Below are 24,454 nucleotides of genomic sequence, written 5' to 3' on the forward strand. Positions count from 1 at the left end.
ACCGAGACAATGACCGCGATCATCGACATCCACGGCCGCGAAATCCTGGACAGCCGCGGCAATCCCACGGTTGAAGTCGACGTGCTGCTCGAAGACGGCAGCTTCGGCCGCGCCGCCGTTCCCTCGGGCGCCTCGACCGGCGCGCACGAGGCCGTCGAACTGCGCGATGGCGACAAGAGCCGCTACATGGGCAAGGGCGTGCTCAAGGCCGTCGACGCGGTGAACGGCGAGATCGCCGAACTGCTCGTCGACCGCGACGCCGAAGACCAGCGCGACGTGGACCTTGCCATGATCGATCTGGACGGCACCGAGAACAAGGGCCGTCTGGGCGCCAACGCCATCCTCGGCGTGTCGATGGCGGTGGCCAAGGCTGCTGCCAACGCGCGCGGCCTGCCGCTCTATTCGTACATCGGCGGCGTTTCGGCGCATGTCCTGCCGGTGCCGATGATGAACATCATCAACGGCGGCGAACATGCCGACAACCCGATCGACTTCCAGGAATTCATGGTCATGCCGGTGGGCGCCGTTTCGCTTGCCGAAGCGGTGCGCTGGGGTTCGGAAATCTTCCATACCCTCAAGAAGGGCCTTGCCGAGAAGGGTCTCGCGACGGCCGTGGGCGATGAGGGCGGCTTTGCGCCCAATATCGCCAGCACGCGGGCCGCGCTCGACTTCATCGGCGCCTCGGTGGAAAAGGCGGGCTTCAAGCTGGGCAGCGATGTCTATCTGGCGCTGGACTGCGCCGCGACCGAGTTCTTCAAGAGCGGCAAGTACGAGATCAGCGGTGAGGGCCTCTCGCTGTCGCCGATCGAGTTTGCCGACTACCTTGCCAAGCTGACGCAGGACTATTCGATCATCTCGATCGAAGACGGCATGGGCGAGGACGATTTCGAGGGCTGGAAGGCGCTGACCGACAAGATCGGCAACAAGGTCCAGCTGGTGGGCGACGATCTGTTCGTCACCAACCCCAAGCGCCTGACCATGGGCATCGAGCAGGGCCTGGCCAACTCGCTACTGGTGAAGGTCAACCAGATCGGCACGCTGACCGAGACGCTGGAAGCCGTCTCGATCGCCAATCGCGCCAGCTACACCGCGGTCATGTCGCACCGTTCGGGCGAAACCGAGGATGCGACCATTGCCGACCTCGCCGTTGCCACCAACTGCGGCCAGATCAAGACCGGCTCGCTCGCGCGTTCGGACCGGCTCGCCAAGTACAACCAGCTTATCCGCATCGAGGAAGAACTGGGCTCGGCCGCCCGCTACGCCGGCAAGGCCGCCTTTGGTCGCCTCAAGTTCTGAGGATGTGACCTGTTTGGGAGGCGCGCCGCACAAAAGCCGCGCGCGCCCAAGAAAAGCGCGTTCCGATACGCTCCCTTTCGAAACCGATTTCATACAAGGTATCTGAAAATGAGCACAGAAATCTCAGTGGTCGCCATTGCCGAAGCAAAGCCCGGCACAGCTACTGCTGTCGAAGCGGTCATTCGTCCTTGTATTGGCGAAACGCGCAAGGAGCCGGGTTGCCTCCTCTACAACGTGCATCGCGATCAGGATTTCCCGGACCGTTTCGTCTTCATCGAACGGTGGACGGACACAGGCGCGCTCGATGTTCACAAGACGACCCCGCACTTTCTGGCGATGGTCGATGGTCTCGAACCCCATCTCGATGCCCCGCTATCCATTCTGGTCCTGAATCCGCTCGACTAAGTGCCTGATTGTCTGGAATATCTGATGCAGCCCATTGAACTTCTGCTGACTCATCCCCTCCCCTCCTCACCTCGCCAAGGCGAACTTGACGGGTTCGTTCTGCACAAGCTGTGGGAGGCAGCCGATCCCGACGCCTTTATCGCCCAGATCGGGGAGCGGGTGCGCGGGGTGATTGCCAGCCGCCCGACTCCGATCAACGAAGCCCTGTTCAACAGGCTTCCAAACGTTGAAATCGTCTCCAATTTCGGGGTCGGATACGATCAGATCGACGTTGATGCAGCAACCCGGCATGGCGTGGTGGTGACGAACACCCCCAGTGTGCTCGACGAAGAGGTCGCCGATCTTGCGCTGGGGCTGCTTCTGGCGACGGTTCGCCGGATACCCCAAGCCGATCGTTATCTGCGGGACGGGCAGTGGCTCAAATCGTCCTTTCCACTGTCTGCCAGCCTGCGCGGCAGAACGGTGGGCATTCTCGGCCTAGGCAATATCGGCCTTGCGATTGCACGTCGCCTGAGCGGTTTCGATGTCGGGATTGCGTATCACAGCCGCCGCCAGCGCACGGACGTATCCTATCGATATTACGACAGCCCTGGTGCTTTGGCCGAGGCGGTCGATGTCCTGATCCTGATCGTGCCCGGCACTGCGGAAACACGCCACCTCGTCGATGCCGCCCTGCTCGAAAAACTGGGACCGAACGGCATCCTCATCAACGTCGCACGCGGCATCGTGGTCGACGAGCAGGCCTTGATCAAGGCGCTTGCCGACGGGACCATTCTGGCAGCCGGTCTGGATGTCTTCGAGCGTGAGCCGAACGTGCCCGCCGCCCTGATCGAAGCGGACAATGTGGTACTCCTGCCGCATGTCGGCTCTGCAAGCGAACCCACGCGCGGCGCGATGGCCGATCTGGTCATTGCCAATATCTGCGGCTGGTTCAGCGACAAACAGGTCGTGACCCCGGTTAATCAGGGATAACCTTCTATTCGGGATCAACAGGCAAGCCCGGAATTAAACTCCGGGAGGCCGTTCGGACAAAGACGCGTCTGGCCCTATGTCATGCCCTGCACGATGCCATATCGTGTACGGCATGACAGTTGCGGCCCAATAACAATGCGGCCCAGATCGTTCCCAAAAGCCCATCGTTCTCCCCCCTCCAGCCGCCATGGTTGAGTTCGTCCGCACGTATCATCGACCGATAATCTCCATCCCAGCCCGATCAAACATGAGGATCTGTGCCGTGAAATTTCTCTCAGCCCTTGCCGTTGCGTCCGTTCTCGCCGCAAGTCCGGCAGTCGCCGCGCCCATTGCACTTGTTGGCGCACGCATCATCGACGGCAACGGCGGCACGCCGATCGAGAATGGCACGATCCTGATCGATGGTTCCCGCATCGTTGCGGTCGGCACCAATGTCGCGATTCCCAAGGGCGCCCAGCGCATCGACGAACATGGCCGCACGATCATTCCAGGCCTTATCACCGATCACAGTCACATCGGCCAGTATCAGGGCGTGACCGAAGGCCCCGCCGCCTACACCCGCGCGAGTATCGTGGCCCAGCTGGCCCAGTACCGTAAGTACGGCGTGCTGACCGTGGTGGCACTGGGCGATAACCGGCCACTGTTCGACACACTGCGGGCCGATGCCCATGCTGGCCTGCTGCCTACCGATCTGTATGGCGTAGACCAGGGCATCGGCGTGCCGAACGGGGCGCTGCCTCAGGCGGTTTTTCACAGCGCTCCCGATCAGCTGTTCCGCCCCACCACGCCTGAGGAGGCCCGCGAGGCGGTCCGCAAGATGGTGGCGGAACATACCGATCTTGTGAAAATCTGGGTCGATAACTTCGGCGGCAGCTTGCCCGCCAAGATGTCGCCGGAAATCTACCGCGCGGTGATCGACGAAAGCCATCGGCTGGGCGTACGCGTCGCGGCCCATATCCACGATCTGGACGATGCCCAGGGCGTGATCGATGCCGGTGTCGATATCCTTGCCCACGGCGTGCGCGATCAGCCGGTGCCACCCGCTTTCGTGGCGGAACTCAAGGCGAAGGGCATCTGGTATATCCCGACCCTGTCGCTCGACGAAGCCACTGTGGCATGGGCCAAGCAGGAGCCATGGACCCTGACCCCCATGGCACGGGCAGGCCTTTCGCCGGAACTCGCCCACGAGATCGACGATCCCGCATGGCGCGCGAAGACTCTGGCCTCGCCGCAGGCCCCCGCCGCCGAGGCCTCGCTGGCGATGAACCTGCGCAACCTGGCCACGCTGTACAAGGCCGGGGTCAAGATCGGCTTTGGAACCGACAGCGGCGCAGTTCCCCTCCGTGTTCCAGGCGTGGAGGAACATCGTGAACTGGTCTTGCTTGTACAAGCCGGCCTTACCCCGTTGCAGGCGATTACCATCGCGACGCGCGATGCTGCCGCTCTTATGGAACTGCCTGACCGAGGAACAATCGCTCCGGGCAAGCGCGCGGACCTTGTTGTTCTTTCCGCGGATCCAACCCATAATATCCGCGCTGTTGGCAACATTGCCGAGACGTGGAGCCATGGAGAGCGATAGAATTACACAGCAAACATATCCGCATCTGAAATGAAATTTCACATTAATGAATTAAAAATAATAATTATTTATTTTTAGCTTTTTTGAATTCTATTATCATAGATGGATAATGATATTATCACTATATAAACAATAAAATAGAGACGATTAATGTTGTTGTATAGAAATTCTTTCCTCTAATTCGAAACCTGCATCGAACACGCCACCATCTTCCCCATAAAATCTGGAGCGACGAATTTACATCGTCGTACGTCTAGGTCCCAGAAGCTGCCTCTCTTCTTCTCTCCACATGGCGAGCCAAGCCGGCATCCCGTGCCAGTCTTGTCTCGCCCGTGTTTCACATCGATCAGGCTGCTGCCAGGATGGCCTTGGCAACGCCTTCGCTGCTTGCAGGGTTCTGCCCGGTAATCAGGCGCCCGTCCTCGACGATGTAAGGCGCCCAGTCCGGACCCTTTTCATAAAGGCCGCCAAGCGCCTTGAATTCATCCTCGATGAGGAAGGGAACAACGTCGGTCAGCTCGACAGCGTCTTCCTCGCCGTTGGTGAACCCGGTTACGCGCCGCCCGGCGATCAGCGGCTTGCCATCCGCAGCCATGACGTGACGCAGCACGCCGGGCGCATGGCAGACAAAGCCGGTGATCTTGCCCGTCCGCTCAAAGGCTTCGATGAGAGCAATCGACACGTCGGATTCTGCCAGATCCCAGAGCGGTCCGTGGCCGCCAGGATAAAACACGGCATCGAAGTTATCCGCCCTCATGTCGGCCAGCTTTACCGTGTTGGCGAGGACGGCCTGTGCATCGGCGTCGGCCTTGAAGCGGTGCGTGAGATCGGTCTGGAAGTCAGGCAGATCGCTTTTGGGATCGAGCGGGGGTTGCCCGCCCGCCGGTGACGCCACGGTGATCTGCGCGCCGGCATCCTTGAAAGTATAGTAAGGGGCCGCGAATTCCTCCAGCCAGAAACCGGTCTTCTTGCCGGTGTCGCCCAACGCGTCATGAGACGTCAGAACCATCAGTATCTTCATGATTATTCTCCTGAAATTGAAGCTCAGTTTGAGAGCATGGCCTGAAGCACCGGCAACTTTTCGGCATAGGGCGCACGAAGGCGCAGACCGCTGGCACCCTCCGGGGCCTGCCATACAACCGGGCGGGCGTGGCTGAAGCGACGGAAGCCATGAACGCCATGATAGGCCCCGATACCGGAGGCTCCAACACCGCCGAAAGGTAGGCTCTCGATCGAGGCGTGGGTCATGACATCGTTGATGACCAGCGCGCCGGAGGTCGTGCCGCGGGCGAACTGCTGTTGCCGATCAGCATCGTGGCCAAAGTAATACGCCGCCAGCGGACGCGGATGGGCGTTGATATACGCCAGCGCCTCAGCCAGGTCCGTCGTGGTTCGGATCGGCAGGACTGGACCGAAGATTTCCTCCTGCATCGCCATCATATCGTCCCTGCCGCCTATGATGAGCGTCGGCGCGATCTTGCGCGTCGTGCGATCGTGCCCAGGTTCGCCTGACGGTGCCAGCGAAATGACCTGTGCGCCTTTGGCTTCGGCATCTGCGATCATTGCAATGAGGCGGTCGAAATGACGCTCGCTGACAATCGACGTATAATCGGCGTTGCTCTGAACGGTAGGGAACGCCGATTGCATGAACGTGCGGGCTGCCTCAACGAAAGCCCCGATCCGGTCTTTGGCCAGCATCACATAGTCGGGCGAGAGGCAGATTTGACCTGCGTTGAAAGTCTTCACCGTAAGCGTGCGCTCGGCCGCCATGGCAATATCCGCGTCACGGTCGATGACCACCGGGCTTTTGCCGCCCAGTTCCAGCGTTACCGGAACAAGGTTTTCGGCGGCCGCACGCATCACGTGCCGACCTACGGTTGTGCTGCCGGTAAAGACCAGATGATCGAAAGGCAGGGCGGAAAACGCCGTGCCAACGCTTGCATCGCCGAGCACCACACCCAGTTCCATCGGCGAGAAATACCTGCCGACCAGTTCCGCGATCAGTTCAGACGTGCGCGGCGTCAATTCGGACGGCTTTAGCAAGGCCACATTTCCGGCTGCAAAAACGCCCGCCAGCGGGCCGAAAGACAGATTGATCGGAAAATTCCACGGGGCGATCACACCGACCACCCCCAGCGGCTGCGGCACGATCGAGGCAGTGACCCCATCCATGCCGGTGCCGACCGCTTCGGCCTGCATCCAGACATCCACGTTCTGCGAAGCATACGCCAGTGACTTGGCGGTTGTGGCAGCGTCGGCTGCAAGCGTCTGGTAGAGGCTACGATGGCCAAAATCCGCGCTCATCGCAGTTGCAAGCGCATCGCGGTTATCGAGGATCAGGCGCATGGAGCGGGTCAGGCGATCCCGCCGCAGCGCGGCATCTGCCGGGCCGGTCTGGATCATGGTCTGGCGCATCGACTGGACGATGCCGTTCAGCGTAACGCTATCGGTGCCTTGGGGCATGACGGTTCCTTTGCAACGTAGAGAAAGGCGACGTCAGCGCAGTTCGAGCGTGACGTCGATGTTGCCGCGAACGGCATTCGAATACGGGCAGACGGCATGCGCGGCAGAGATGAGAGCTTCTCCGGCGTCCGCTTCAATGCCCGGCAGGCTGATCGCGAGATCGATGGCAAGACCGAACCCGCCCCCTTCGCGCGGGCCAATAGCCACACGAGCCGTCACGTTCGCATCGTGCGGAACCGCAGGGTGCGGAGCGTGGGCGATAGCCTTCATCGCGGACAGGAAGCAGGCCGCATAGCCGGCAGCGAAGAGCTGCTCCGGGTTGTTCCCATGGCCCTTTCCGCCCAGTTCGACCGGCATATCCAGCCAGACGTTGAGCGCGCCATCGGTGGTACGTGCGCGTCCATCGCGTCCACCGGTGGCGGTTGCTTCGGTTTCGTAAAGTATTTTGCTGATCATGGCCTATCTCCAGCCTGTGCCGCGCCTCAGCGCCGTGATCAGGCGTATAGACCTGTGTTGCCCGCAGGGCCTCAAAGCCTTACGACCAGTGCCCATAAAATTAATTATGGGCCATTTATGATGCTCCAGCGTCTGCACACGTTTATCGAAGTCTATCGACAGCGCTCCATCAGCGCCGCTGCGCGTTCGCTGGGGATTACCCAACCCGCTGCATCGCAACATCTTGCAGGGCTGGAGGCGACGATCGGTCGCCAGTTGTTCGAGCGCACCGCAACCGGGGTGTTGCCAACTGTCGCGGCAGAAGAACTGGCAGCACAACTGGGTGACAGTCTGGATATTGCGGAAGCCGCGCTTGCTGCCGTGCGGGCACGCTCCGAGGAACTGGCAGGCGCCATTCAGATCGCCGGACATCTGGACTTCCTCGCCGAAGTCGTAGGCCCATTGTTCCGCCCGCTGCTGGATCGCGGCATGCGCATTCGCCTGCATGGGGCAATCGCTCACGGATCGAGGAAATGGTCCTCGACGGCCAATGCGACCTGGGCATTGCCGCCTATCCAGTCCATGATCGACGCCTGCGCGGCGAGCACGTTCGGGATGTCGCCATGATGGCGGTCGCTGCACCTGCCGTGGCGGACAGGCTCAACGCGGCGGACAATCTCGGAGCAGCGCTCGGTCGGGAACCGGCAGTCGCCTATGGTGTGGAACGTCCGGTCCTCGACGACTGGCTGCGCCATAACGGCATGCAGGCCATCAAGCTGCCCCCGCCCGCCATTGCCGGGCAGGACCTGCGCGGATTGTGTCGCATATTGCGGGATGGCTTCGGGTGGTCAGTGATGCCGGAGTATCTATGCCGGCGTTATCTGGATCGGGGCGAACTGGCGCAGATACGCGCGCCGGTCGGCCATATCCTTCAGCAGTATTTCCTGATTTGGGCACCCAGCGCCTTGCGTGAGCCACGTATCGCCCATGCCCGGCAGACATTGCTCTGGGGTTTAAGCGAAGCATGAAAAAGTAGGTTCGCGTCGAATATGGATATGAGAGCAGCGGTGCTGGCGCGGAAGCGATTGGTTTCGGTTTCCAGGATGTGGCAGTGGTGACTTAGCCGATCGAGCAGCGCAGTGGTCATCTTGGCATCGCCAAACACGCCAGCCCATTCGCTGAAGCTCAGGTTGGTGGTGATGACGACGCTGGTGCGCTCGTACAGCTTGCTGTGCTGATGGAATAGCATGGCGCCACCCGATGGGCTGAAGGGCAGGTCGCCCAGCTCATCGAGGATGAGCAGGTCAAGGCGTAGCAGGCGTTCTGTCAGTTGGCCGGACCGGTTCAAGGTCTTTTGGGCAATGCATTGCTCTTCCAGCCAAGCGTTCAACTCAGCCAGATCGCGGAAGCTGGGCATCGGTTGCCACAACCGGCGTCGAGCGTTCTGAACGCTCTTCTCAACCTGCCCTTTCTCTCAGCCAGAAGGCGGATTGCAGAAATCGGGCTCGAACAGATAGTGGCTGGCCATGGCGGCGAACCTGGCTTTGACCTGCCGCGCCTTCTCGGTCCCGACCTGGTCGGCAGCGGTCCGCCTGCGCAAAAGCTCCGCTAGCATAGTCTGTGCAAGTTCAGCAGGTGCGACGTGCCTGCCCAGTGAAAGATAACCGATAGACACGTCACGCAGGACATCGAACCCCATACATATCAGTGCAGACTCATCATTGCTGGAGGGGCATTGTCCAATCGCCTCCAGAATGTCAGCGACCGGGGCGCGGAAAGATTACTATCGAGCATAGTCTTGCCGTCGAGCAGCCCGATCTGACCTTTGACCTTCAATGTTCCGGCCATCGGCTTCACCAACCTCACCAGAATACGCAACATACTGAATTTTCTTATTCCATTCACAGCAATCAGGTGCACCGCCGCGCCGGGTTTCAGCGCCAAGGCCAGCCTTCTCAGAGGCACGCGATCACTCCGGCTACACTCCAGTCCATTCGCCCCGCTGCAGGAAACGTTTCCGGCATCGCCGGAAAGACCTGCATATGTGGGAACTTTCGGAGTCACCCTTGTCCCAAGATGCACGATGTGCGCCCTTGTCAGCTTTCGGGTTGCGTGGGGGGCTGTGTCGTAAGGCTGCTTTCGATGTGGGCGAGCTGGAGCTGGACGAGGGGTTTCCAGGCGGCGTCGTGGGGTGCGTGGGTGAGGAGATCGGCCCAGATCTTTGCGGCTTGCGGCAGTTTTCCCGAGGTTGCGAGGGCGAGGGCTGTGAAGAACGGTGGGCCGGGCGCCTTGGGATCGGCCTGTCCTGCGCGGCGATAGGCGTAGAAGGCGGCCGGTGAGGGAAGCCGTGGGCGTGCATCAGCAGGGCATTGCCCAGCGCCAGCCAGGCCTCGCTGTTCTTCGGGTCTTCCTCGATGGCGCCTCGCAGGATGCCCGCTGCGCTCACATAGTCGCCGTTGCGGGCCAGCGCGTCGGAGACGATCACCCAGCGGTTGAGCGGCGGGATCGTACTGTTCGTCACCTTGCGGCGCAGATCGACCAGCAGTCCCGGATTGTCGGCATCGGCTTGCACGGGATCGGTAGGACGGTCTGGCAGGTCGGGTCGGCCCTGCACGGCATAGCCTGCAAGCCCCACCGCCAGCGCTGCCGCCAGCGCGCCGTATGCACTGCGCGGCACCCGCAGGCGCCAGACCGCAAGGGCGAAGATCGCGCCTGCAAGGATCAGAACCGCCAGCCAGATCATGATGCTCTCCTGCCCAGACGCGTGCGGGCTATCAGTGTGCCCAGAACCACCAGCACCACCGGCAGCGCATAGAGCGGCCAGCCCGCACCATCGAGCGGCGGGGCATAGCTGACGTAATCGCCATAGCGCCCGATCAGCCAGCTGCGGATCTGCGCGGGCGTCTGTCCTTGCGCGATCCGCTCACGCACCAGCGATCGCATCGCGCCTGCGATCGGCGCATCGGAATCGGCGATCGACTGCCCCTGACACTGCAGGCAGCGCAAGGTTGCCATCAGCGCCCTGGCCCTGGCCTCCTGCTGCGGGTCGTCGAGCTGGCGCCAGGCATAGGGCGCGGTGCCCTGAAGCTCCTGCGCCAGTGAGGGCGCAGCCAGTCCGAGCGCTGCGGTGATCGCCATCAGGGCAAGTGTCCGCCTCATCGCCCGGCCTCGCGGATCTGTGCCAGCAGACCCGGCATGTCCTCTGTCCGGATCTCGCCGATATGCTGGTAGCGGATCACCCCGTGCCCATCGACGATGTAGCTTTCCGGTACGCCCGAAGAGCCGAGCGCAAGCTGCACCTGCCCGCTGTCGTCGCGCCCGATCGTCTCGAACGGGTTGCCGTTGGTAGCCAGGAACTTCGCCAGATCGCCAGGCTCGTCGCGCACCGCGATGCCGACGAGCGACACGCCTGCGGCACGCAGGGCCGCCAGTTGCGGCGCCTCCACCCGGCACGGCAGGCACCACGAGGCGAAGACGTTCACCACATGGACATGGCCATCGGCGAGCGCGCGGCTGTCGAGGCCGGTTCCGGCACTCGGCCCTTTAGGTAAGCCTGCGGGCAGCGAGAAAGCGGGCAGCGGCTTGCCGACCATCGCGCTGCGCACCGCCGTGTCCTGCGGCCGCAGCAGCGCTGCCAGCGCCAGCGCGGCAACGCCTGCGAACAGCGCCAGCGGCAGCCAGATCACCCAGTTCGAGACGCGCGCGGAGGGTGTCGAAGGCGTCGTCATCGCCCCATCTCTTCCCGGCGTTCCTCGATCCGTCGCACGATCCGGCCGCGCCGCCATCCGCTCCCCACGCGTCCGGCCAAGGCCAGCAGACCGCCGAGCGCGACCAGCACCCCGCCCAGCCAGATCAGCGACACGAACGGCTTCCACCACAGCCGCAGCTGCCAGCGGCCATCGTCGGTCTGCTCACCCAGCACGGTATAGAGCTGCCCGTTCCAACGGGTATGGAGCGCCGTCTCGCTGGTGCCTTGTGGTGGCGCCCAGAACATGCGCGCCTGCGGTTGGAGGTGAACAGGCGCCCCGCCGCGATAGCGTGCGTCGAGTTCGGCCTCCAGCGCGGTCCAGTTCGGCCCGGCCTGCGGCTCAATGGCGGCAAGCCGCACGCTCCACGGGCCTACTTGCGTACTCTGTCCGGGCTTCAGGGCAACGAGACGCTCGATGGTCCAGGTGCTCTCGCAGCCCATGCCGATCAGCGCGACGCCGATCCCGAAGTGCGCGATCACCATGCCCCACAGCGGCAGCGGCGCCTTCAGGCGGCGACGCGAGACCAGCGGCATCCACGAAGCCACGGCAAGCCCTGCCCCCAGCACCAGCACGAGGAACGGCAGCACGCTCGCCCCGCCCCACACCAGCACGGCGATGACGGCCAGCGCGATCATGATCGCCGCGCCGGTCAGCAGCGGCAGCACGCGCGGCAATGTGTCGCGGCGCCAGCGCAGCAGCGGCCCGACCATCAGCACCACCAGCATCGGCACCGCGAACAGTGCCGAGACCGGGTTGAAGTAGGGCGGCCCCACCGAGACCCGCTCGCCCATGGCCTCGGCCACCAGCGGATAGAGCGTACCGAACAGCACGATCGCCAGGATCGCCGTCAAGAGCACATTGTTGAGCACCAGCGCGCCCTCGCGGCTCACCGGCTCGAAGCGCGCACCTTCGTGGATGCGCACGGCGCGCAGGGCGAACAGCAGCAGCGCGCCGCCGATATAGAGCGCCAGCAAGGCGAGGATGAAGGTGCCGCGCGTCGGATCGACGGCAAAGGCATGGACGCTGGTCAGGATGCCCGAGCGCACCAGGAACGTGCCGATCATCGACATCGAGAAGGCGATCACCCCCAGCATCACCGTCCACACCCGCAGCGCATCGCGCGAGGCCAGCACATTCACCGAGTGGAACAGCGCGGTCGCCGCGAGCCATGGCATCAGCGAGGCGTTCTCCACCGGGTCCCAGAACCACCAGCCGCCCCAGCCCAGCTCGTAATAGGCCCAGTACGAGCCGAAGGTGATGCCCAGCGTCAGGAAGATCCACGCGCCCAGCACCCAGGGCCGCATCGCCACGGCAAAGGCGCGCCCCGCCTCCCCGCTCGCCAACGCGCCCACCGCAAAGCTGAAGGCGATCGAGAGCCCGACATAACCGAGGTACAGCGTGGGCGGATGGAACGCGAGGCCCATGTCCTGCAACAGCGGGTTGAGCCCCATGCCCGCAGGCGGCGCCGGATCGAGCCGGGCGAACGGGTTCGAGGCCAGCAGCAGGAAGGCATAGAAGCCAAGGCTGACGAAGGCCTGCGCCGCCAGCGTCATGCGCATCGTGCGTTCGGGCAGGCGATGCTCCAGCAGCGCGACCAGCGCGCCGGCAAGGCCCATCACCGAGACCCACAGCAGCATCGAGCCCTCGTGGTTGCCCCAGGTCGAGGCAAGCCGGAAGATCAGCGGCTTGTCCGCGCTCGAATCGCTGGCGACCAGCGCCACCGAGAGGTCCGTCTGAACGAAGCACCAGGCAAGGCAGGCAAAGGCCGCCAGCACCAGCACCCCCTGCACGACCGCTGCCGGACGGGCGAGCGCGCCGAAGGCTGCACTCTCCTCATTGTCACCGCCCCGCGCCGACAGCACGCCCGCCAGCAGTTGCAGCAGCGCCAGCGCGGCGGCCATCCACAGGGCAGCAAGGCCCAGTTCGGCGATCATTGCGTGTGTTCCACGAGGTCGTGTGCCTCCTTCGCGCTCATGCTCGCCATCTCGCGCGGCACGTACTTCTCGTCATGCTTGGCCAGCAGTTGCGTCGCCACGAACAGGTCATGACCTGCTGCTCCCGCCTCCATATGCCCTTGCGCCACGACGCCCGATCCCTCGACGAACAGCGAAGGCACGATGCCGGTGAAGCGCACGGGTACCCGCACCTTGCCGTCGGTCACATCGAAGGCCACCGTCACGCCATCGGCCAGCGTGTGCAGCGAGCCGCGCCGCACCATGCCGCCAAGGCGAACCTCCTGATCGGGCTTGGGCGGATGGGCAAGGATCTCTGCCGGAAGATAGAAATAGCTCGCCTCGCTGCGCAGCGCCCAGGCCGCCAGCAGCCCTGCCCCCAGCAGCGCCGCGATCGCCAGCAACACCAGCACCATGCGCTGGTTGCGCGCCTTCAGAGCCGATACCCGCATCAGCGACGGCGCTTGATCTTGTCGCGGCGCGCCTCGGCCCGCTTCATCGTCCACAGCGACCAGGCGACCAGCGCGATCGTCGCGCCCAGCGCCACGCCATAGGCGGCGATCACATAGGGCCAAGCATCGAAGGCCGCGCGCATCAGGCCGCCTCCTCGCCCAGCGCCATGCGGCGCAGGCGCGCATCGGCCTGCCGGTCCGCCAGGATCGCGCGCATCCGCGCCAGCACGCAGGCTGCAAAGATCAGTGTGAAGCCCAGCGTCGCTGCGAACAGCGGATAGAGAAAGATCGGCGCGATGGCCGACTTGCCCAGCGTGATGCTGGGCGGCTGATGCTGGCTGTTCCACCAGATCACCGAATAGTGGATGATCGGCAGGTTCACCGTGCCCACCAGCCCGAACAGGGCAGGCGCCAGCGGCGGCTCACCGCCCACCGACGCCTCATCGCTCGCCCGCGCCAGCGCAATCCACGCAAGGTAAAGCAGCAGCAGCACCAGCATACTGGTCAGCCGACCGTCCCACACCCACCAGGCACCCCACGCCGGACGCCCCCACAACGAGCCCGTCGCCAGACACACGGCGGTAAACACCGCCCCCGGCACCGCGCAGGCCCGCGCCGCCACCGGTGCCAGCGGATGGCGCCATACGACCTGCGAAAAACTCCCCGCCGCAATCCCCGACCACCCCGCCATGCCCAGCCACGCCGCAGGCACATGCAGGAAAATGATCCGCACCGTGTCCCCCTGAAGCCGCTCCGGCGGAACACAAAACAGCCCGAACACCAACGCCCCGCCCGCCAGCACGACACCGCCGATCAGGCACACCGGCAGCAAAACCCGCGCCAGACGCAAAAAACGAGCCGGATTCGCCAAACCGTGCATGCCGGAAGCTCTAGGGGCGGAACTCATCAACGATCTCGATTAATTCTTGCAGGCGTGAAGACGTCATTCACGCCTATCACTTCCCTCGCGCGTGTCGCGGAAAAACTGCGCGGGCCTTCATGGACACAGCGGTCATTCCAGACGAAACGGAGCCCTCCGAAATGTCCGGAAGACTCCGACTGTTCGTAAGATCAGGGCTGGAAAACAGAACTGCCAGCCTCAACCCTGCCAACCTTTATGCCGTGCGCCTGGCTGTTCGGCGCTGCCCCCTGCGGATCGCGAAGAAGGAAAGCGCTGCATCGGTGGATTGCACAATGCCGGTTGCCAGACCGATCCCCACGATCTAGCAAGCGAGCGCCTGCGGTTCATCCGCAGGCATGATCGCGCCGGTGCCCCGAAAGGGGCTTAATAGGGAACGCGGTGAGGATGGCCCCGGCCATCCGAATCCGGGGCTGTCCCTGCAACTGTAAGCGGTGAGCGAGATGCACATGCGCGGACGGGCGACATACCCCCGAGCCGCCAGCCACTGGGCCGGACGCTAAATCCTGCGAGGCCCGGGAAGGCCGTGTTTCGAGCGATGACCCGCGAGCCAGGAGACCTGCCGGCGTTCGGTCGCTCTTGCCTGGGTCCAGGGGATGGCCAGGGCACGGTACTATCCGTCTGAGCGACGACACGTGTGCGGTAGGAACCGCATGGACGGTCGTGCCGGTCGCAAAGGGGCGTCCGGCGGGCACGGCTGTCGCCGTCGTGGGTGCCGACTTTGTCGCTGCCGTGCGCGCGGAGGGTTCCTGCCGGTTCGCCAGACGCCGGGGACTATCCAATGCTGTTTTCCAAGACCCGTCTCGCGCTTTCGGGCGCTGTTCTGCTGCCTGCTTTCGGCGCGACGCTGCCGGCGCTCGCGCAAACCGAGCCGCAGGATACTTCTGCCGAAAATATCCTCGTTCTGGGTGCGAAGGACCGCACCACGCTGACCACGCCCAACGGCACCGGCAGCCGGTTGAACCTCACCCCGTTGCAGACCCCCGCCAGCATTGCCGTGCTCGATGGGGACACCGTACGCGCCCGTGGCGACATGTCGATCGCCGAGGCTGAATCGCGCGCGCCGGGCATCACCAGCGTCGCCAATCTCGGTAACGGCGGCACCGCGCTCGCCGCGCGCGGCTTCAGCGGTCAGGGCTCGGTCCTGCAACTGGTGGACGGCGTGCGCCTCTATCCCGGCGCGGGCACCATCACTTTCCCCACCGATCCGTGGATGGTCCAGCAGATCGACGTGCTCTCCGGCCCCGCCTCGGTGCTCTATGGGCAGGCCGCGCTGGGCGGTGCAGTCAACGTAGTGATGCGCGCGCCCGATGCGCAGAAGACCGAGGGCCAGGCCGAGATCGGCTATGGCTCGCAGAACACCTTCCACGCCGCCGCCGGGATCGGCGGGCCACTCGCGGATCAACTGTCCTACCGCGTCGATGCCAGCTATCGCCGCTCGGACGGCTATGTCGATCGCGGCGGATCGCACAGCCTCGCGCTGTCTGGCGCGCTGCGCTGGGCACCGAGCGACCGCCTGACCGTGACCCTGCGTGACGACTGGGGCGACAATCATCCCTCCAAATACTTCGGCACCCCGCTGATCGACGGCAAGCTCGATACCGCAATCCGCCATCGCAACTACAACGTGGACGATGCCAGCGTGTGGTTCCACGACAACCGCACCACCCTGCGGGTGGACTGGCACCCGTCCAACACGCTGACCTTCTCCAACACCGCTTATCGCCTGACGACGAAGCGGCACTGGCAGGATCTGGAAAGCTACTGCTGGGTCGGCGCCGACGGCTTCTGCCCCAATGGCTACAATGCACAGGCCGCGACACCGGGCACGATCTATCGCACCGACAATTTCGGCATCGACCATGACCAGACCCAGTGGGGCGATCAGGGCAGCATGACGCTGCAAACCCCGCTGACGGCAGGCCTGTCGAACACGCTGGTTACAGGGTTCGACGTCAACACCATCGGCTTCACCCACGGCAACGATTTCGGATCGGACGTGCAGGTGAGCGAGGTCGATCCCTACGCTTTCGATCCCGGTCAGTTCCTCGACACACAGGGTATCGCGCCGCGCTATCGCACCCGCACCAACGAATACGCGATCTTCGCCGAGGACCGGCTGGCGCTGGTGAGCATCTCTCAGTGGTCGGCGGCGTGCGCTATGAACACGATCAGGTGAAGCGCTGGACGATTGCCTATACGAATGACGGCAGCCGCAGCGATACCTTCGTGCTCGACAAGCGGCTGCACAACACCACATGGCGCGTGGGCAGCGTCTATCAGCCGATCTCCACCGTCTCGCTCTATGCCCAGTACGCCACCGGTGTCGATCCTTTGGGAACGCTGACGACCTATTCCACCGATCAGGTCGCCTTCAGCAATGCCACCGGCGATCAGGTGGAAGTGGGTGCCAAGGCCAGCTTCCTGAACGGCCACGGCACCGCGACGCTGGCCGCCTATCGCATCGTCAAGAAGCACCTGCTGGCCCAGCAGACGCTGACCAGCCCGATCGAGCAGGTCGGCCAGCGTTCGGCAAAGGGGATCGAGGCGTCGGTCTCGCTGGACCTGCCGCGCGGCTTCGGGATCGATGCCAACGGCTCGGTGCTGGATGCCCGCTTCGACGATTTCGTTTCGGGCGGGGTCAGCTACACCGGGAACACGCCGCCCAACGTGCCCGAACGCATGGCCAACCTGTGGCTGCGCTGGAATGCCACACGCCAGCTTCAGGCCCGCGCGGGCCTGCGCTATGTCGGGCGGACCTATTCGGACAATGCGAACGCCTTCCGCATTCCCGGTTACGCCACCGTCGATACGACGCTGTCCTGGGCACTGACGCCCAAGCTGGCGCTGGACCTGCGCGTCTACAACCTGCTCGACAAGGCGTACGCGATGACGAGCTACAACGACGAGCAGTGGATTCTGGGGCGTCCGCGCTCGGTGGACGTGACGCTTCGTGCGGGCTTCTGATCCCCTCGTGCGCCGGTCTTTCGGAAGGAAGACCGGCGCAGTTCGCGGCCTCGTCACCGACAAGGCGGTGCGGCGGTGGGTAATGCTGATCCATCGCTGGATCGGCATTGCCGCCTGCCTGCTGTTTGCGATGTGGTTCGCCTCGGGGCTGGTGATGCTCTACGTCCCCTACCCAGCCTTTCGGCGTCGCAGAAGGCCGCAGGCGCTCAGCCGATCGACGCGCGGCTGATCGATGTGCCGCCGCCCGTCATGACCATGCCGCAGTCGCTGCGGCTGGAAATGCGCGACGGCATACCGGTGTGGCGGATCGAGGGTTGGGACGGGACATTGCGCACACCCCCGGCAATACGAGGGCGCGTGCCCGCACCGGTCGATGCCGCCTATGCCGCGCGCGTGGCGGCGCGTTTCGGGCATGCGAAGACACGCGATGTCGAGGAGATCGCGCGTGATCAGTGGACGGTCGCGAGCGGGTTCGACCGGCACCGACCGCTGTGGAAGGTCAGCCTTGCCGATGCGGCAGGCACGCAGCTCTACATCTCCTCGACCAGCGGCGCGGTGGTCCAGCGCACCACTGCGCATCAGCGGTTCTGGAACTGGCTCGGCGCGATCCCGCACTGGATCTATCCCACGCTGCTGCGGCAGGACAATGCGCTGTGGCGGCAGGTGGTGATGTGGGTCTCCGGCCCCTGCATCGCCGCCGCGCTCACCGGCATCTGGGTAGGCGTACTGCGCACCCGGCTGGGACAGCGACGCTACAAGGGCGGGCGCGTCACCCCCTATCGCGGGTGGATGCTGTGGCACCACGCGGCAGGGATGCTGGGCGGCCTGTTCCTGCTGACATGGATCTTCAGCGGCTGGCTTTCGGTCGATCCGGGGCGAGTGTTCAGCGGAAGCGAAACAGCACCTGATGCGCTGTTCCGGTATGGCGGCGGCAACGCTCCCCTGCCGCGTGTCCCGCTCGCCCGCTGGCGGCAGGACTCGAACGGGATGAGCGGCGTTGAACTGACGTTCAAGGCTTCTCTACCCCGCTTCAGTGCGTTTCACCCCGATGGCACGCGCACGGTTCTGACGCTGGACAATCGCGCTGTTGAATCGGGTAAAATCGTGCAGATCGAAAGGCTTGCGTCGGAACTTGTGCCGGACGGGAAGCCGGTGGAAGCGCAATGGCTGCGCGCGCCCGATGCCTATTGGTACTCGCTTGAAGGCCTCCCGCAACTCCCCGTCCTGCGCCTGAAATTCGACGATCCTGCAAGGACCTGGCTGGAACTGGACCCTGCAACCGGGGAGATTCTCGAACGCCTGGACTCCCGCCACCGCACATATCGCTGGCTCTACGATTTCCTGCACCGCTGGGATGCCAGTTGGCTCACAAGGCACGATACTTTCCGCCAATGGCTGATCTGGGCGATGTCGCTGCCGGGGCTGATCCTCTCCATCAGCGGGATCAGGATCGGCTGGAAGCGATTGCGCAGCGACATGTGAAGACATCCGAAACACCTCATTAATTGAAATTATATATACATATATAATTTCAATATTACTTAGTGCATTCTGCCAATTATCAAATACCGGCAGATTCGACGATGAATCTCCAAAAGTCGCAGCCCTCCCCTTGCAGATTTTCTTGAGCAGGGCCTTGAGTCGGAAGAAGGCCTTCTCGATCGAGTTGAAGTCCGGGCTGCAGAGTGGAAGGAGGCCCAGACCGATCGGACCTAGAAGCGAAAATTGGCTGCTTAGGGTCAGGACCCATTACTCCCACCATCGAGGTTTGAAGCAAAATGGCTCGGCACGAGAAGGGAAAGCGCAGGAATATGTCGATATTTCAAGACTTCCCGACGAAGTGCGGGGCCATTTTGGTCAAATCCCTACGGGACGCCCGAATGGCTTCCATCTCGAACCAAACCGTCCTTGGAAAGGCAACCAGCCTTTCCGGCGAGCGATTTGGCCCGATATGTTCGCCATTCGGGCGCCTCGACGGTGCGAGTAATGGGTCCTGACCCTAATGGCCATGCTGGGCAGATTGGCGCTCCGGAGTGGGAGCCTCGACACCTGGTGTTGATCAATCAAGCCGGGGTGCGACGCTCTGTTTGATTAACCGCCTACCGCGGCTAAACGGAGGGCATGACAGCATCTGACCTCGAATACCTGCTTATAGCTCGCCTCGTCCGGGAAAAAGGTGGCTCCTCGCAGACTTGGCGGCAAGCGCTAGGCAAGATCATCGTGCGAGACACAAAGACCTATCCCCATTGCAACTGGGATGTCAGACTTGGTGGTACTGATACACAACGCGCTGTGATCGAACGCATGCTTGATGACGTGCGGCTTGAATATTCGATCGTGACAGTCGGCTAATACCAAGCCCCTCTGATCATGCCCCATGCGCCCACTGGCGCAAGCCGATGGACATGATGCGCCATGGCTGATCGATGAGGCGGTTCCGGGCGTGGCAGCAGTGGTCCACGACGTTGTCGTATGAGGAGAAGATGCGGTTCGACAGCCAATTGTCGCGCACGAACTGCCGCACGTTCTCGACCGGATTGAGTTCAGAACATTTGGGCGGCAGAGGCAAGAGGGTGATGTTGGCCGGGATGTCGAGTTTGCCGGACATGTGCCACCCGGCCTGATCGAGCATGAGCACGGCGTGAGCGCCGGGTGCGACCTGGCTGCTGATTTAGCTGCGCTGGACTACGTCTCGGCGAGATGCATGTTCATTGCTTCGCCGTTGCAACGAGGCATGACCAATGCGGCGCCTTTGCCTTCTGCGGGACAAATCGCTCCAAAGATCCATGCCGATGCCCGGCGCAGATCACGGAGCGCGACAGGGCTTGTTCCGCTCTTGGCCCAGCGCCGTGTGATCTGCGTTTTTTGACCGATCCGGGTCTCGTCTTGCCACCAGAATTCTATTGCTGTGCCTTTGGGCAGGCGTCTTTGGATTTGCGCCAGACGGGCGGGGAAGGCTTTTTAAAAGCGGCAATATCTTCAGGGCGTTGCCCCTGATGGCCTGGTCGGGCCGAGAGTTTGCGATAGCCCATGGTCCGAAGTTCATGCCCCAGCGCCTGCTTGCTGATCGAGATTTCGAAGTAATCCCATAGCCATTGGACGAGGTCGATGGTCCGCCAACGAACAACGCTATGAACGGTGGGAATGGAGCCAGCCTCAAAGGCATCTGCCAACGCGCGCCGATGACAGTCGTCCAAGATGGTATCTGGCCCCGGCGCCTTGCGGGTTTCCAGACCATCAGGGCCCTGCGCGTTGAAGCGCAGCGCCCAGTCCCTGACAATCTGCAGCGTGACCCCGCCAACCTTGGCTGCGTCACTTCGACTTCCGCCGTCCAGGATCGTCGCAATCGCCAGAAGACGGCGGACTTGGTCTGCATCCTTGGCGTGGCAAGCAAAGACCCGAACCTGCGCAGAACTGAAATTACCTCGAAGTCTGACCGGCGCTGCCATCGCAAAACTCCAACCGTTTGCGATGGTGAATCACGTCATGCCCCGGCCGGATACCTTCCATGAGTCAGATTCCACAGGTCCTGGTATAAGTGCCGGATGGGAGTAACCGCCAATGGCATGACGGCCAGATTCGCGCCCCTATCGGTCCAGGCCGTGCACAAAAGTTCAGCCTGAGGTCGAGGTCGTCCCCGCTTCCAGCGTTGCCGCCACATGCGCGCGATTTGTCGTTCCCCATTCGCACAGGGGCCGCAGCGCCTCGACCAAGGTCTCGCCAAACGGCGTCAGCGCGTAATCCACCATCGGCGGCACACACTGGTGGTCCCGGCGGATGAGTACATTCATCGCGACCAGTTCTCGCAGCTGCTGAATGAGAACTTTCTCGCTAATGCCCGCGACGCGCTGCTTCACCTGGGAAAACCGGGTTGGGCCGCCTTGGAGGTGATAGAGGATCAACGGCTTCCACTTGCCGCCCATCACCTTCAGCGAAACGTCAAGACCGCAGGGGCTATCCATCATGTCCACGTACGATTTCACACTTACCTTTAGGTAGGTACTGCCCTTATTGTAACTTAATGTCTATCTGGATTTCGAACGTTGCCTGGACAGGGCTGGTGCCAGCCTCTCGCAAGGAAGGAAACTCTGGATGACACGCAATATTCAGACCATCGAAAAACTCTATGCTGCGGCTGAAGGCAACAGTCTGGATATCCCCGGCTTCCTGGCCTGCTTTGCGTCAGACGGCTATGCGCGCAATGTCCCTGCCGGGATAGACTTTCACGGCGAGGACATCGCCCTGGTCGCCAGTGGAATGGTTGAGGCCTTTCCAGACGTGCACCGGGAGATTTTCCATATCGCTGCGACCGATGATCTTGTCGTTGTCGAACTGGCTATTCGTGGCGAGCATCAAGGCACCTTAGTGACGCCCGCCGGCCCTATGCTCGCCACCGGCAAGAGAATCGACGTACCGTGTTGCGACGTATTCCATATGAAAGACGGCAAGGTGACCGCCTTTCATTGTTACAATGCGGCCAATATTCTACAACAACAACTCATCTAAACTGTCATGATAGGGCGATTAACGGAACGTACACCAGTCAGACCCGGCCTACCAAAAAATAGCTTCGCAAGCGACTTGTCTTGGGCCGCCCAAAGATGATGGGGAAGCGATCAGTACGCTCTCGAGGACCAAAAAGATCGGTGGCTGAACGGCAATAAAAGTCGTTAGCCACCTCAAGATTGATTCTAGGCGGTGCGGATAAATTCCACATCACCACGGCTGGAGGCAAAAACCGCCAGTTCAAGAAGTCGAGGTAGCGAAATATCGAGAATATTGCGCGCCGAGCCGTCACTGAAATGGCGGTTTTGCCTCCAGCCCCAAAGGGGGTATCCTGTTAAGGCCTAGCAGCCTTGCTCGGCCTTGAAAGAGGCCCACTCTTCCTGCGTCCTCGCGCCTCCCCAAGGGCTTTACAGGACAACCTTCGTGATGCGGAATTTGTCCACGCCGCCTTAGGGTTGATCGGCATTCAGAGGGCGACGATCAACTCTAGCGCGCGAACTCATCGGTGGCGCGGATCAGTGCATCCAGTATGCCCGGCTCGTTATAGGCGTGGCCTGCGCCTTCGATCATCTCGAAGCGTGCCTCGGGCCATGCGCGGTGGAGCGCCCAGGCGGTCTCCGCCGGGCAGGCCATGTCGTAGCGGCCCTGGACGATGACGCCCGGAATGTTCGCCAACTTGCCCGCCTCGCGGATCAGTTGGCCCTCGTCCAGCCAACCGCCATGGACGAAGTAGTGGTTTTCGATCCGGGCGAAAGCCAGCGCGAAATCGTCCCCGTCATGGGTGGCGGACAAGGCGGGGTCCGGCAGCAGGCGGATCGTTTCGCCTTCCCACACGCTCCAGGCGCGGGCGGCCGCAAGGCGGGCCGCGCGATCCTCGCCCGTCAGCAGCGCGCGATAGGCGGCGACCATGTTGCCGCGCTCCCCCTCTGCGATCGGCGCAACGAAACGCTCCCACTTGTCGGGATAGATGCGGCTGGCGCCATGCTGATAATACCAGTCGATCTCGCTCTGCCGGATCGTGAAGATGCCGCGCAGCACCAGTTCGCTCACCCGCTCCGCATGGCTCTGGGCGTAGGCGAGCGCCAGCGTCGATCCCCAGCTACCGCCGAACACCAGCCATTGCTCCACGCCCATCATCGCGCGCAACCGCTCTATATCGGCAACAAGGTGCCAGGTGGTGTTGGCATCGAGTTCCGCGTGCGGGGTGGACCTGCCACATCCGCGCTGGTCGAACAGCAGCACGTCATAGCGCGAAGGGTCGAACAGGCGGCGATGGTCGGGCGAGATACCCCCGCCCGGCCCGCCATGCAGAAAGACCGCAGGCTTGGCGCCGGGCGTTCCGCTGCGTTCCCAATAGACCTTGTGGCCATCGCCAACGTCGAGGTGGCCGGAGGCGAAAGGTTCGATCGGGGGGTAGAGCGTGCGCATGCCGATCTTTTAGCGAACCTTGCGTTTTTAACCAGTGCCTTGGCATCAGGTGCTGCCCGCCCTCAGGCGGGGCTGGTCGTTACCGATCTTCGTGTTAGAAACGTGCATCTAACACCTTAGCGGAGAACGAAATGCCCCACATCGAGCTGCTGCTGACCAACCCGCTTCCCGCATCGGAGCACTCGCGCGATCTGGAAGGCTTCGTGGTCCACAAGCTGTGGGAAGCCGCCGATCCCGACGCGTTGCTGGCCGAGGTGGGGGCGCGCATACGCGGGGTCATCGCCAACGGTCCTACCCGCATGGACGAGGCGCTGCTCTCGCAATTGCCCGAGCTTGAGATCGTCGCGAATTTCGGCGTGGGCTACGACAGGATCGACGTTCCTGCTGCGACCCGGCACGGCGTTGTCGTGACCAACACCCCCAGCGTGCTCGACGATGAAGTGGCGGACCTGACACTGGGCCTGCTGCTGGCAACCGTTCGCAAGATCCCGCAAGCGGACCGCTACGTGCGGGACGGACGCTGGCTGCAGTCGGCATTTCCGCTGTCCACCAGCCTGCGCGGCCGCAAGGTCGGTATTCTGGGCCTTGGCAACATCGGTCTTGCCATCGCCCGGCGCCTTGCTGGCTTCGAGGTCGAAATCGCCTATCACAGCCGCCGCCGGCGAGAGGGCGTTGCCTATGAATACTGCGACAGCCCCTCAGCACTGGCGCAGGCGGTGGACGTGCTGATCGTGATCGTTCCGGCGACGCCCGAGACGCACCATATCGTCGATGCCGATCTTCTGGAAAAGCTCGGCCCCAACGGCATCCTGATCAATGTCGCACGAGGGTCAGTGGTGGACGAGGCCGCGCTGATCGCCGCGCTGGAAAACGGCACCATTCTGGCCGCCGGGCTCGACGTATTCGAGCACGAACCGGTGGTGCCCGCCGCGCTGATCGCTGCGGAGAATACCGTTCTGCTGCCGCATATCGGTTCTGCCAGCACGCACACGCGCAGCGCGATGTCCGATCTCGTGATCGCCAATATCTGCGGCTGGTTCCGTGACGGGCACGCCGTGACCCCGGTCAACGAAATCGCGTGATCTCAAGCACCTGACCGCCAGTGATGGCCCCGGCATCGTCCGGGGCCGAAGGAAGGGCGTCCGCCACGACCTGATTGCGACCGTTGCGTTTTGCCGCGTACAATAGCTCGTCGCGCGGCGGGGGCCGTGGCGAGGGTCTCACCGGGATGCACCGCGGTCGCCCCGAAGCTGGCGCTACACTGCCATGACGGGCCTGCCATGCCCCAGACGCGTTGGGCGAACGCCATGCGTATCGCTTCCGCAGTCTCT

Annotated in this window: 27 protein-coding genes, 3 pseudogenes and 1 riboswitch (1 of these 31 cut by a window edge); of the genes and pseudogenes, 13 read left to right on the plus strand and 17 right to left on the minus strand. The window is 63.0% G+C overall.

Going from position 1 to position 24,454, the window contains the following annotated elements; all coding sequences use genetic code 11:
- Positions 1-9: 9 nt before the first annotated feature.
- From eno to CI805_RS19350, 4 genes are all read left to right on the plus strand, one after another.
- The gene (gene eno, locus CI805_RS19335) at positions 10-1,296 is read left to right on the plus strand and encodes a phosphopyruvate hydratase (RefSeq protein WP_260928332.1); all 1,287 of its coding nucleotides are present in this window, start codon (positions 10-12) and stop codon (positions 1,294-1,296) included.
- Between the two features lie 108 nt (positions 1,297-1,404).
- A complete protein-coding gene (locus CI805_RS19340) occupies positions 1,405-1,701 on the plus strand; it encodes a putative quinol monooxygenase (RefSeq protein ID WP_260928334.1) in 297 nt (98 codons plus the stop codon).
- A 24-nt stretch (positions 1,702-1,725) separates the two neighbouring features.
- Positions 1,726-2,673 (plus strand): 2-hydroxyacid dehydrogenase, encoded by a 948-nt coding sequence (locus CI805_RS19345; RefSeq protein ID WP_260928335.1) that lies wholly within the window; start codon positions 1,726-1,728, stop codon positions 2,671-2,673.
- Between the two features lie 262 nt (positions 2,674-2,935).
- Positions 2,936-4,252 carry an amidohydrolase family protein gene (locus tag CI805_RS19350; RefSeq protein WP_260928337.1) on the plus strand — a complete coding sequence of 439 codons (1,317 nt, stop codon included), beginning with the start codon at positions 2,936-2,938 and terminating at the stop codon, positions 4,250-4,252.
- A 346-nt stretch (positions 4,253-4,598) separates the two neighbouring features.
- Here the strand turns inward: CI805_RS19350 and CI805_RS19355 are convergent, their stop codons facing one another.
- From CI805_RS19355 to CI805_RS19365, 3 genes are read right to left on the minus strand one after another with little or no spacing between them, the layout of a single operon-like run.
- Positions 4,599-5,273 (minus strand): type 1 glutamine amidotransferase domain-containing protein, encoded by a 675-nt coding sequence (locus CI805_RS19355; RefSeq protein WP_260928339.1) that lies wholly within the window; start codon positions 5,271-5,273, stop codon positions 4,599-4,601.
- Between the two features lie 23 nt (positions 5,274-5,296).
- Positions 5,297-6,715, minus strand: a complete 1,419-nt coding sequence (locus CI805_RS19360) for a coniferyl aldehyde dehydrogenase (RefSeq protein WP_260928342.1) — start codon at positions 6,713-6,715, stop codon at positions 5,297-5,299.
- Between the two features lie 33 nt (positions 6,716-6,748).
- Positions 6,749-7,171, minus strand: coding sequence for an organic hydroperoxide resistance protein (locus tag CI805_RS19365; protein ID WP_260928345.1), 423 nt, complete (start codon positions 7,169-7,171; stop codon positions 6,749-6,751).
- Positions 7,172-7,288: 117 nt separating this feature from the next.
- Here CI805_RS19365 and CI805_RS19370 point away from each other — a divergent pair, with 117 nt between their 5' ends.
- The gene (locus tag CI805_RS19370; protein WP_260928348.1) at positions 7,289-7,777 is read left to right on the plus strand and encodes a LysR family transcriptional regulator; all 489 of its coding nucleotides are present in this window, start codon (positions 7,289-7,291) and stop codon (positions 7,775-7,777) included.
- The gene (locus CI805_RS19375; RefSeq protein ID WP_260928350.1) at positions 7,684-8,178 is read left to right on the plus strand and encodes a substrate-binding domain-containing protein; all 495 of its coding nucleotides are present in this window, start codon (positions 7,684-7,686) and stop codon (positions 8,176-8,178) included. Before CI805_RS19370 ends, CI805_RS19375 begins: the two co-directional genes overlap by 94 nt.
- Here CI805_RS19375 and CI805_RS19380 read toward each other — a convergent pair.
- The 10 genes and pseudogenes from CI805_RS19380 to ccmC all read right to left on the minus strand — a co-directional run.
- Positions 8,082-8,495 (minus strand): annotated as a pseudogene (locus CI805_RS19380) (ATP-binding protein); the annotation flags it as partial. The gene CI805_RS19375 and the pseudogene CI805_RS19380 sit on opposite strands and share 97 nt — an antisense overlap.
- Before the next feature lie 9 nt (positions 8,496-8,504).
- A pseudogene (locus CI805_RS19385) lies at positions 8,505-8,714 on the minus strand (IS21 family transposase); the annotation flags it as partial.
- Positions 8,715-8,854: 140 nt separating this feature from the next.
- Positions 8,855-9,094, minus strand: a complete 240-nt coding sequence (locus tag CI805_RS19390) for a hypothetical protein (protein ID WP_260928352.1) — start codon at positions 9,092-9,094, stop codon at positions 8,855-8,857.
- A 34-nt stretch (positions 9,095-9,128) separates the two neighbouring features.
- Positions 9,129-9,893, minus strand: a complete 765-nt coding sequence (locus CI805_RS19395) for a tetratricopeptide repeat protein (RefSeq protein WP_260928354.1) — start codon at positions 9,891-9,893, stop codon at positions 9,129-9,131.
- On the minus strand, positions 9,890-10,288 hold the full coding sequence (locus tag CI805_RS19400; protein ID WP_260928357.1) for a cytochrome c-type biogenesis protein CcmH: 399 nt from the start codon (positions 10,286-10,288) through the stop codon (positions 9,890-9,892). Before CI805_RS19400 ends, CI805_RS19395 begins: the two co-directional genes overlap by 4 nt.
- A gap of 17 nt (positions 10,289-10,305) precedes the next feature.
- Positions 10,306-10,878, minus strand: a complete 573-nt coding sequence (locus CI805_RS19405) for a DsbE family thiol:disulfide interchange protein (RefSeq protein ID WP_260928358.1) — start codon at positions 10,876-10,878, stop codon at positions 10,306-10,308.
- Positions 10,875-12,833, minus strand: a complete 1,959-nt coding sequence (locus tag CI805_RS19410; protein ID WP_260928360.1) for a heme lyase CcmF/NrfE family subunit — start codon at positions 12,831-12,833, stop codon at positions 10,875-10,877. Before CI805_RS19410 ends, CI805_RS19405 begins: the two co-directional genes overlap by 4 nt.
- The gene (gene ccmE / locus CI805_RS19415; RefSeq protein ID WP_260928361.1) at positions 12,830-13,303 is read right to left on the minus strand and encodes a cytochrome c maturation protein CcmE; all 474 of its coding nucleotides are present in this window, start codon (positions 13,301-13,303) and stop codon (positions 12,830-12,832) included. Before ccmE ends, CI805_RS19410 begins: the two co-directional genes overlap by 4 nt.
- Positions 13,303-13,446, minus strand: coding sequence for a heme exporter protein CcmD (gene ccmD / locus CI805_RS19420; protein ID WP_260928362.1), 144 nt, complete (start codon positions 13,444-13,446; stop codon positions 13,303-13,305). The genes ccmE and ccmD overlap by 1 nt, the downstream gene beginning before the upstream one ends.
- Positions 13,446-14,183, minus strand: coding sequence for a heme ABC transporter permease CcmC (gene ccmC, locus CI805_RS19425; protein WP_260928363.1), 738 nt, complete (start codon positions 14,181-14,183; stop codon positions 13,446-13,448). Before ccmC ends, ccmD begins: the two co-directional genes overlap by 1 nt.
- A 370-nt stretch (positions 14,184-14,553) precedes the next feature.
- Positions 14,554-14,804, plus strand: a riboswitch (cobalamin riboswitch).
- Positions 14,805-15,003: 199 nt separating this feature from the next.
- Between ccmC and CI805_RS19430 the strand changes: the two genes are divergently transcribed.
- From CI805_RS19430 to CI805_RS19450, 5 genes are all read left to right on the plus strand, one after another.
- Positions 15,004-16,401, plus strand: a complete 1,398-nt coding sequence (locus CI805_RS19430) for a TonB-dependent siderophore receptor (RefSeq protein ID WP_260928364.1) — start codon at positions 15,004-15,006, stop codon at positions 16,399-16,401.
- Positions 16,377-17,189 carry a TonB-dependent receptor gene (locus tag CI805_RS19435; RefSeq protein WP_260928365.1) on the plus strand — a complete coding sequence of 271 codons (813 nt, stop codon included), beginning with the start codon at positions 16,377-16,379 and terminating at the stop codon, positions 17,187-17,189. Before CI805_RS19430 ends, CI805_RS19435 begins: the two co-directional genes overlap by 25 nt.
- 7 nt (positions 17,190-17,196) lie before the next feature.
- Complete coding sequence (locus CI805_RS19440) at positions 17,197-17,418, plus strand: hypothetical protein (protein WP_260928366.1); 222 nt, start codon at positions 17,197-17,199, stop codon at positions 17,416-17,418.
- 20 nt (positions 17,419-17,438) lie between these two features.
- Positions 17,439-18,671: a hypothetical protein gene (locus tag CI805_RS19445; protein ID WP_260928367.1), complete on the plus strand. Its 1,233-nt coding sequence runs from the start codon at positions 17,439-17,441 to the stop codon at positions 18,669-18,671.
- Between the two features lie 639 nt (positions 18,672-19,310).
- Positions 19,311-19,541 (plus strand): hypothetical protein, encoded by a 231-nt coding sequence (locus CI805_RS19450; RefSeq protein ID WP_260928369.1) that lies wholly within the window; start codon positions 19,311-19,313, stop codon positions 19,539-19,541.
- 16 nt (positions 19,542-19,557) lie between these two features.
- On the opposite strand, the pseudogene CI805_RS19455 reads toward CI805_RS19450, so the two are convergent.
- Together CI805_RS19455 and CI805_RS19460 are read right to left on the minus strand one after the other, a co-directional pair.
- Positions 19,558-20,638 (minus strand): annotated as a pseudogene (locus CI805_RS19455) (IS630 family transposase).
- Between the two features lie 165 nt (positions 20,639-20,803).
- Positions 20,804-21,154, minus strand: a complete 351-nt coding sequence (locus CI805_RS19460) for a winged helix-turn-helix transcriptional regulator (RefSeq protein WP_260928370.1) — start codon at positions 21,152-21,154, stop codon at positions 20,804-20,806.
- A gap of 127 nt (positions 21,155-21,281) precedes the next feature.
- On the opposite strand from CI805_RS19460, the gene CI805_RS19465 reads away from it, so the two are divergent.
- Positions 21,282-21,695, plus strand: coding sequence for a nuclear transport factor 2 family protein (locus CI805_RS19465; RefSeq protein ID WP_260928371.1), 414 nt, complete (start codon positions 21,282-21,284; stop codon positions 21,693-21,695).
- Between the two features lie 486 nt (positions 21,696-22,181).
- Here CI805_RS19465 and pip read toward each other — a convergent pair whose 3' ends face one another.
- The gene (pip, locus tag CI805_RS19470) at positions 22,182-23,123 is read right to left on the minus strand and encodes a prolyl aminopeptidase (protein WP_260928372.1); all 942 of its coding nucleotides are present in this window, start codon (positions 23,121-23,123) and stop codon (positions 22,182-22,184) included.
- A gap of 131 nt (positions 23,124-23,254) precedes the next feature.
- Here pip and CI805_RS19475 point away from each other — a divergent pair, with 131 nt between their 5' ends.
- Positions 23,255-24,205 carry a 2-hydroxyacid dehydrogenase gene (locus tag CI805_RS19475; RefSeq protein WP_260928373.1) on the plus strand — a complete coding sequence of 317 codons (951 nt, stop codon included), beginning with the start codon at positions 23,255-23,257 and terminating at the stop codon, positions 24,203-24,205.
- A gap of 2 nt (positions 24,206-24,207) precedes the next feature.
- Here the strand turns inward: CI805_RS19475 and CI805_RS19480 are convergent, their stop codons facing one another.
- On the minus strand, positions 24,208-24,454 hold the 3' end of the coding sequence (locus CI805_RS19480) for a diguanylate cyclase domain-containing protein (RefSeq protein ID WP_260928380.1). It continues 674 nt past the right edge of the window; only the last 247 of its 921 coding nucleotides appear in the window; its start codon lies beyond the right edge, outside the window — the gene reads right to left on this strand; the stop codon is at positions 24,208-24,210.

Origin of the sequence: Novosphingobium sp. 9 (assembly GCF_025340265.1) — a bacterium.
GTDB lineage: Bacteria > Pseudomonadota > Alphaproteobacteria > Sphingomonadales > Sphingomonadaceae > Novosphingobium.

What these genes read in the sequence shown, in the direction of transcription:
- CI805_RS19460 (WP_260928370.1), bottom strand. Translation starts at nt 21,154, where the DNA reads ATGATGGATAGCCCCTGCGGTCTTGACGTTTCGCTGAAGGTGATGGGC.
- CI805_RS19340 (WP_260928334.1), top strand. Translation starts at nt 1,405, where the DNA reads ATGAGCACAGAAATCTCAGTGGTCGCCATTGCCGAAGCAAAGCCCGGC.
- CI805_RS19365 (WP_260928345.1), bottom strand. Translation starts at nt 7,171, where the DNA reads ATGATCAGCAAAATACTTTACGAAACCGAAGCAACCGCCACCGGTGGA.
- CI805_RS19370 (WP_260928348.1), top strand. Translation starts at nt 7,289, where the DNA reads ATGATGCTCCAGCGTCTGCACACGTTTATCGAAGTCTATCGACAGCGC.
- CI805_RS19345 (WP_260928335.1), top strand. Translation starts at nt 1,726, where the DNA reads ATGCAGCCCATTGAACTTCTGCTGACTCATCCCCTCCCCTCCTCACCT.
- ccmC (WP_260928363.1), bottom strand. Translation starts at nt 14,183, where the DNA reads ATGCACGGTTTGGCGAATCCGGCTCGTTTTTTGCGTCTGGCGCGGGTT.
- CI805_RS19475 (WP_260928373.1), top strand. Translation starts at nt 23,255, where the DNA reads ATGCCCCACATCGAGCTGCTGCTGACCAACCCGCTTCCCGCATCGGAG.
- CI805_RS19405 (WP_260928358.1), bottom strand. Translation starts at nt 10,878, where the DNA reads ATGACGACGCCTTCGACACCCTCCGCGCGCGTCTCGAACTGGGTGATC.
- CI805_RS19360 (WP_260928342.1), bottom strand. Translation starts at nt 6,715, where the DNA reads ATGCCCCAAGGCACCGATAGCGTTACGCTGAACGGCATCGTCCAGTCG.
- CI805_RS19450 (WP_260928369.1), top strand. Translation starts at nt 19,311, where the DNA reads ATGACAGCATCTGACCTCGAATACCTGCTTATAGCTCGCCTCGTCCGG.
- pip (WP_260928372.1), bottom strand. Translation starts at nt 23,123, where the DNA reads ATGCGCACGCTCTACCCCCCGATCGAACCTTTCGCCTCCGGCCACCTC.
- CI805_RS19430 (WP_260928364.1), top strand. Translation starts at nt 15,004, where the DNA reads ATGCTGTTTTCCAAGACCCGTCTCGCGCTTTCGGGCGCTGTTCTGCTG.
- ccmE (WP_260928361.1), bottom strand. Translation starts at nt 13,303, where the DNA reads ATGCGGGTATCGGCTCTGAAGGCGCGCAACCAGCGCATGGTGCTGGTG.
- CI805_RS19445 (WP_260928367.1), top strand. Translation starts at nt 17,439, where the DNA reads ATGACCATGCCGCAGTCGCTGCGGCTGGAAATGCGCGACGGCATACCG.
- CI805_RS19355 (WP_260928339.1), bottom strand. Translation starts at nt 5,273, where the DNA reads ATGAAGATACTGATGGTTCTGACGTCTCATGACGCGTTGGGCGACACC.
- CI805_RS19375 (WP_260928350.1), top strand. Translation starts at nt 7,684, where the DNA reads ATGGTCCTCGACGGCCAATGCGACCTGGGCATTGCCGCCTATCCAGTC.
- ccmD (WP_260928362.1), bottom strand. Translation starts at nt 13,446, where the DNA reads ATGCGCGCGGCCTTCGATGCTTGGCCCTATGTGATCGCCGCCTATGGC.
- CI805_RS19410 (WP_260928360.1), bottom strand. Translation starts at nt 12,833, where the DNA reads ATGATCGCCGAACTGGGCCTTGCTGCCCTGTGGATGGCCGCCGCGCTG.
- CI805_RS19395 (WP_260928354.1), bottom strand. Translation starts at nt 9,893, where the DNA reads ATGATCTGGCTGGCGGTTCTGATCCTTGCAGGCGCGATCTTCGCCCTT.
- CI805_RS19465 (WP_260928371.1), top strand. Translation starts at nt 21,282, where the DNA reads ATGACACGCAATATTCAGACCATCGAAAAACTCTATGCTGCGGCTGAA.
- CI805_RS19400 (WP_260928357.1), bottom strand. Translation starts at nt 10,288, where the DNA reads ATGGCGATCACCGCAGCGCTCGGACTGGCTGCGCCCTCACTGGCGCAG.
- eno (WP_260928332.1), top strand. Translation starts at nt 10, where the DNA reads ATGACCGCGATCATCGACATCCACGGCCGCGAAATCCTGGACAGCCGC.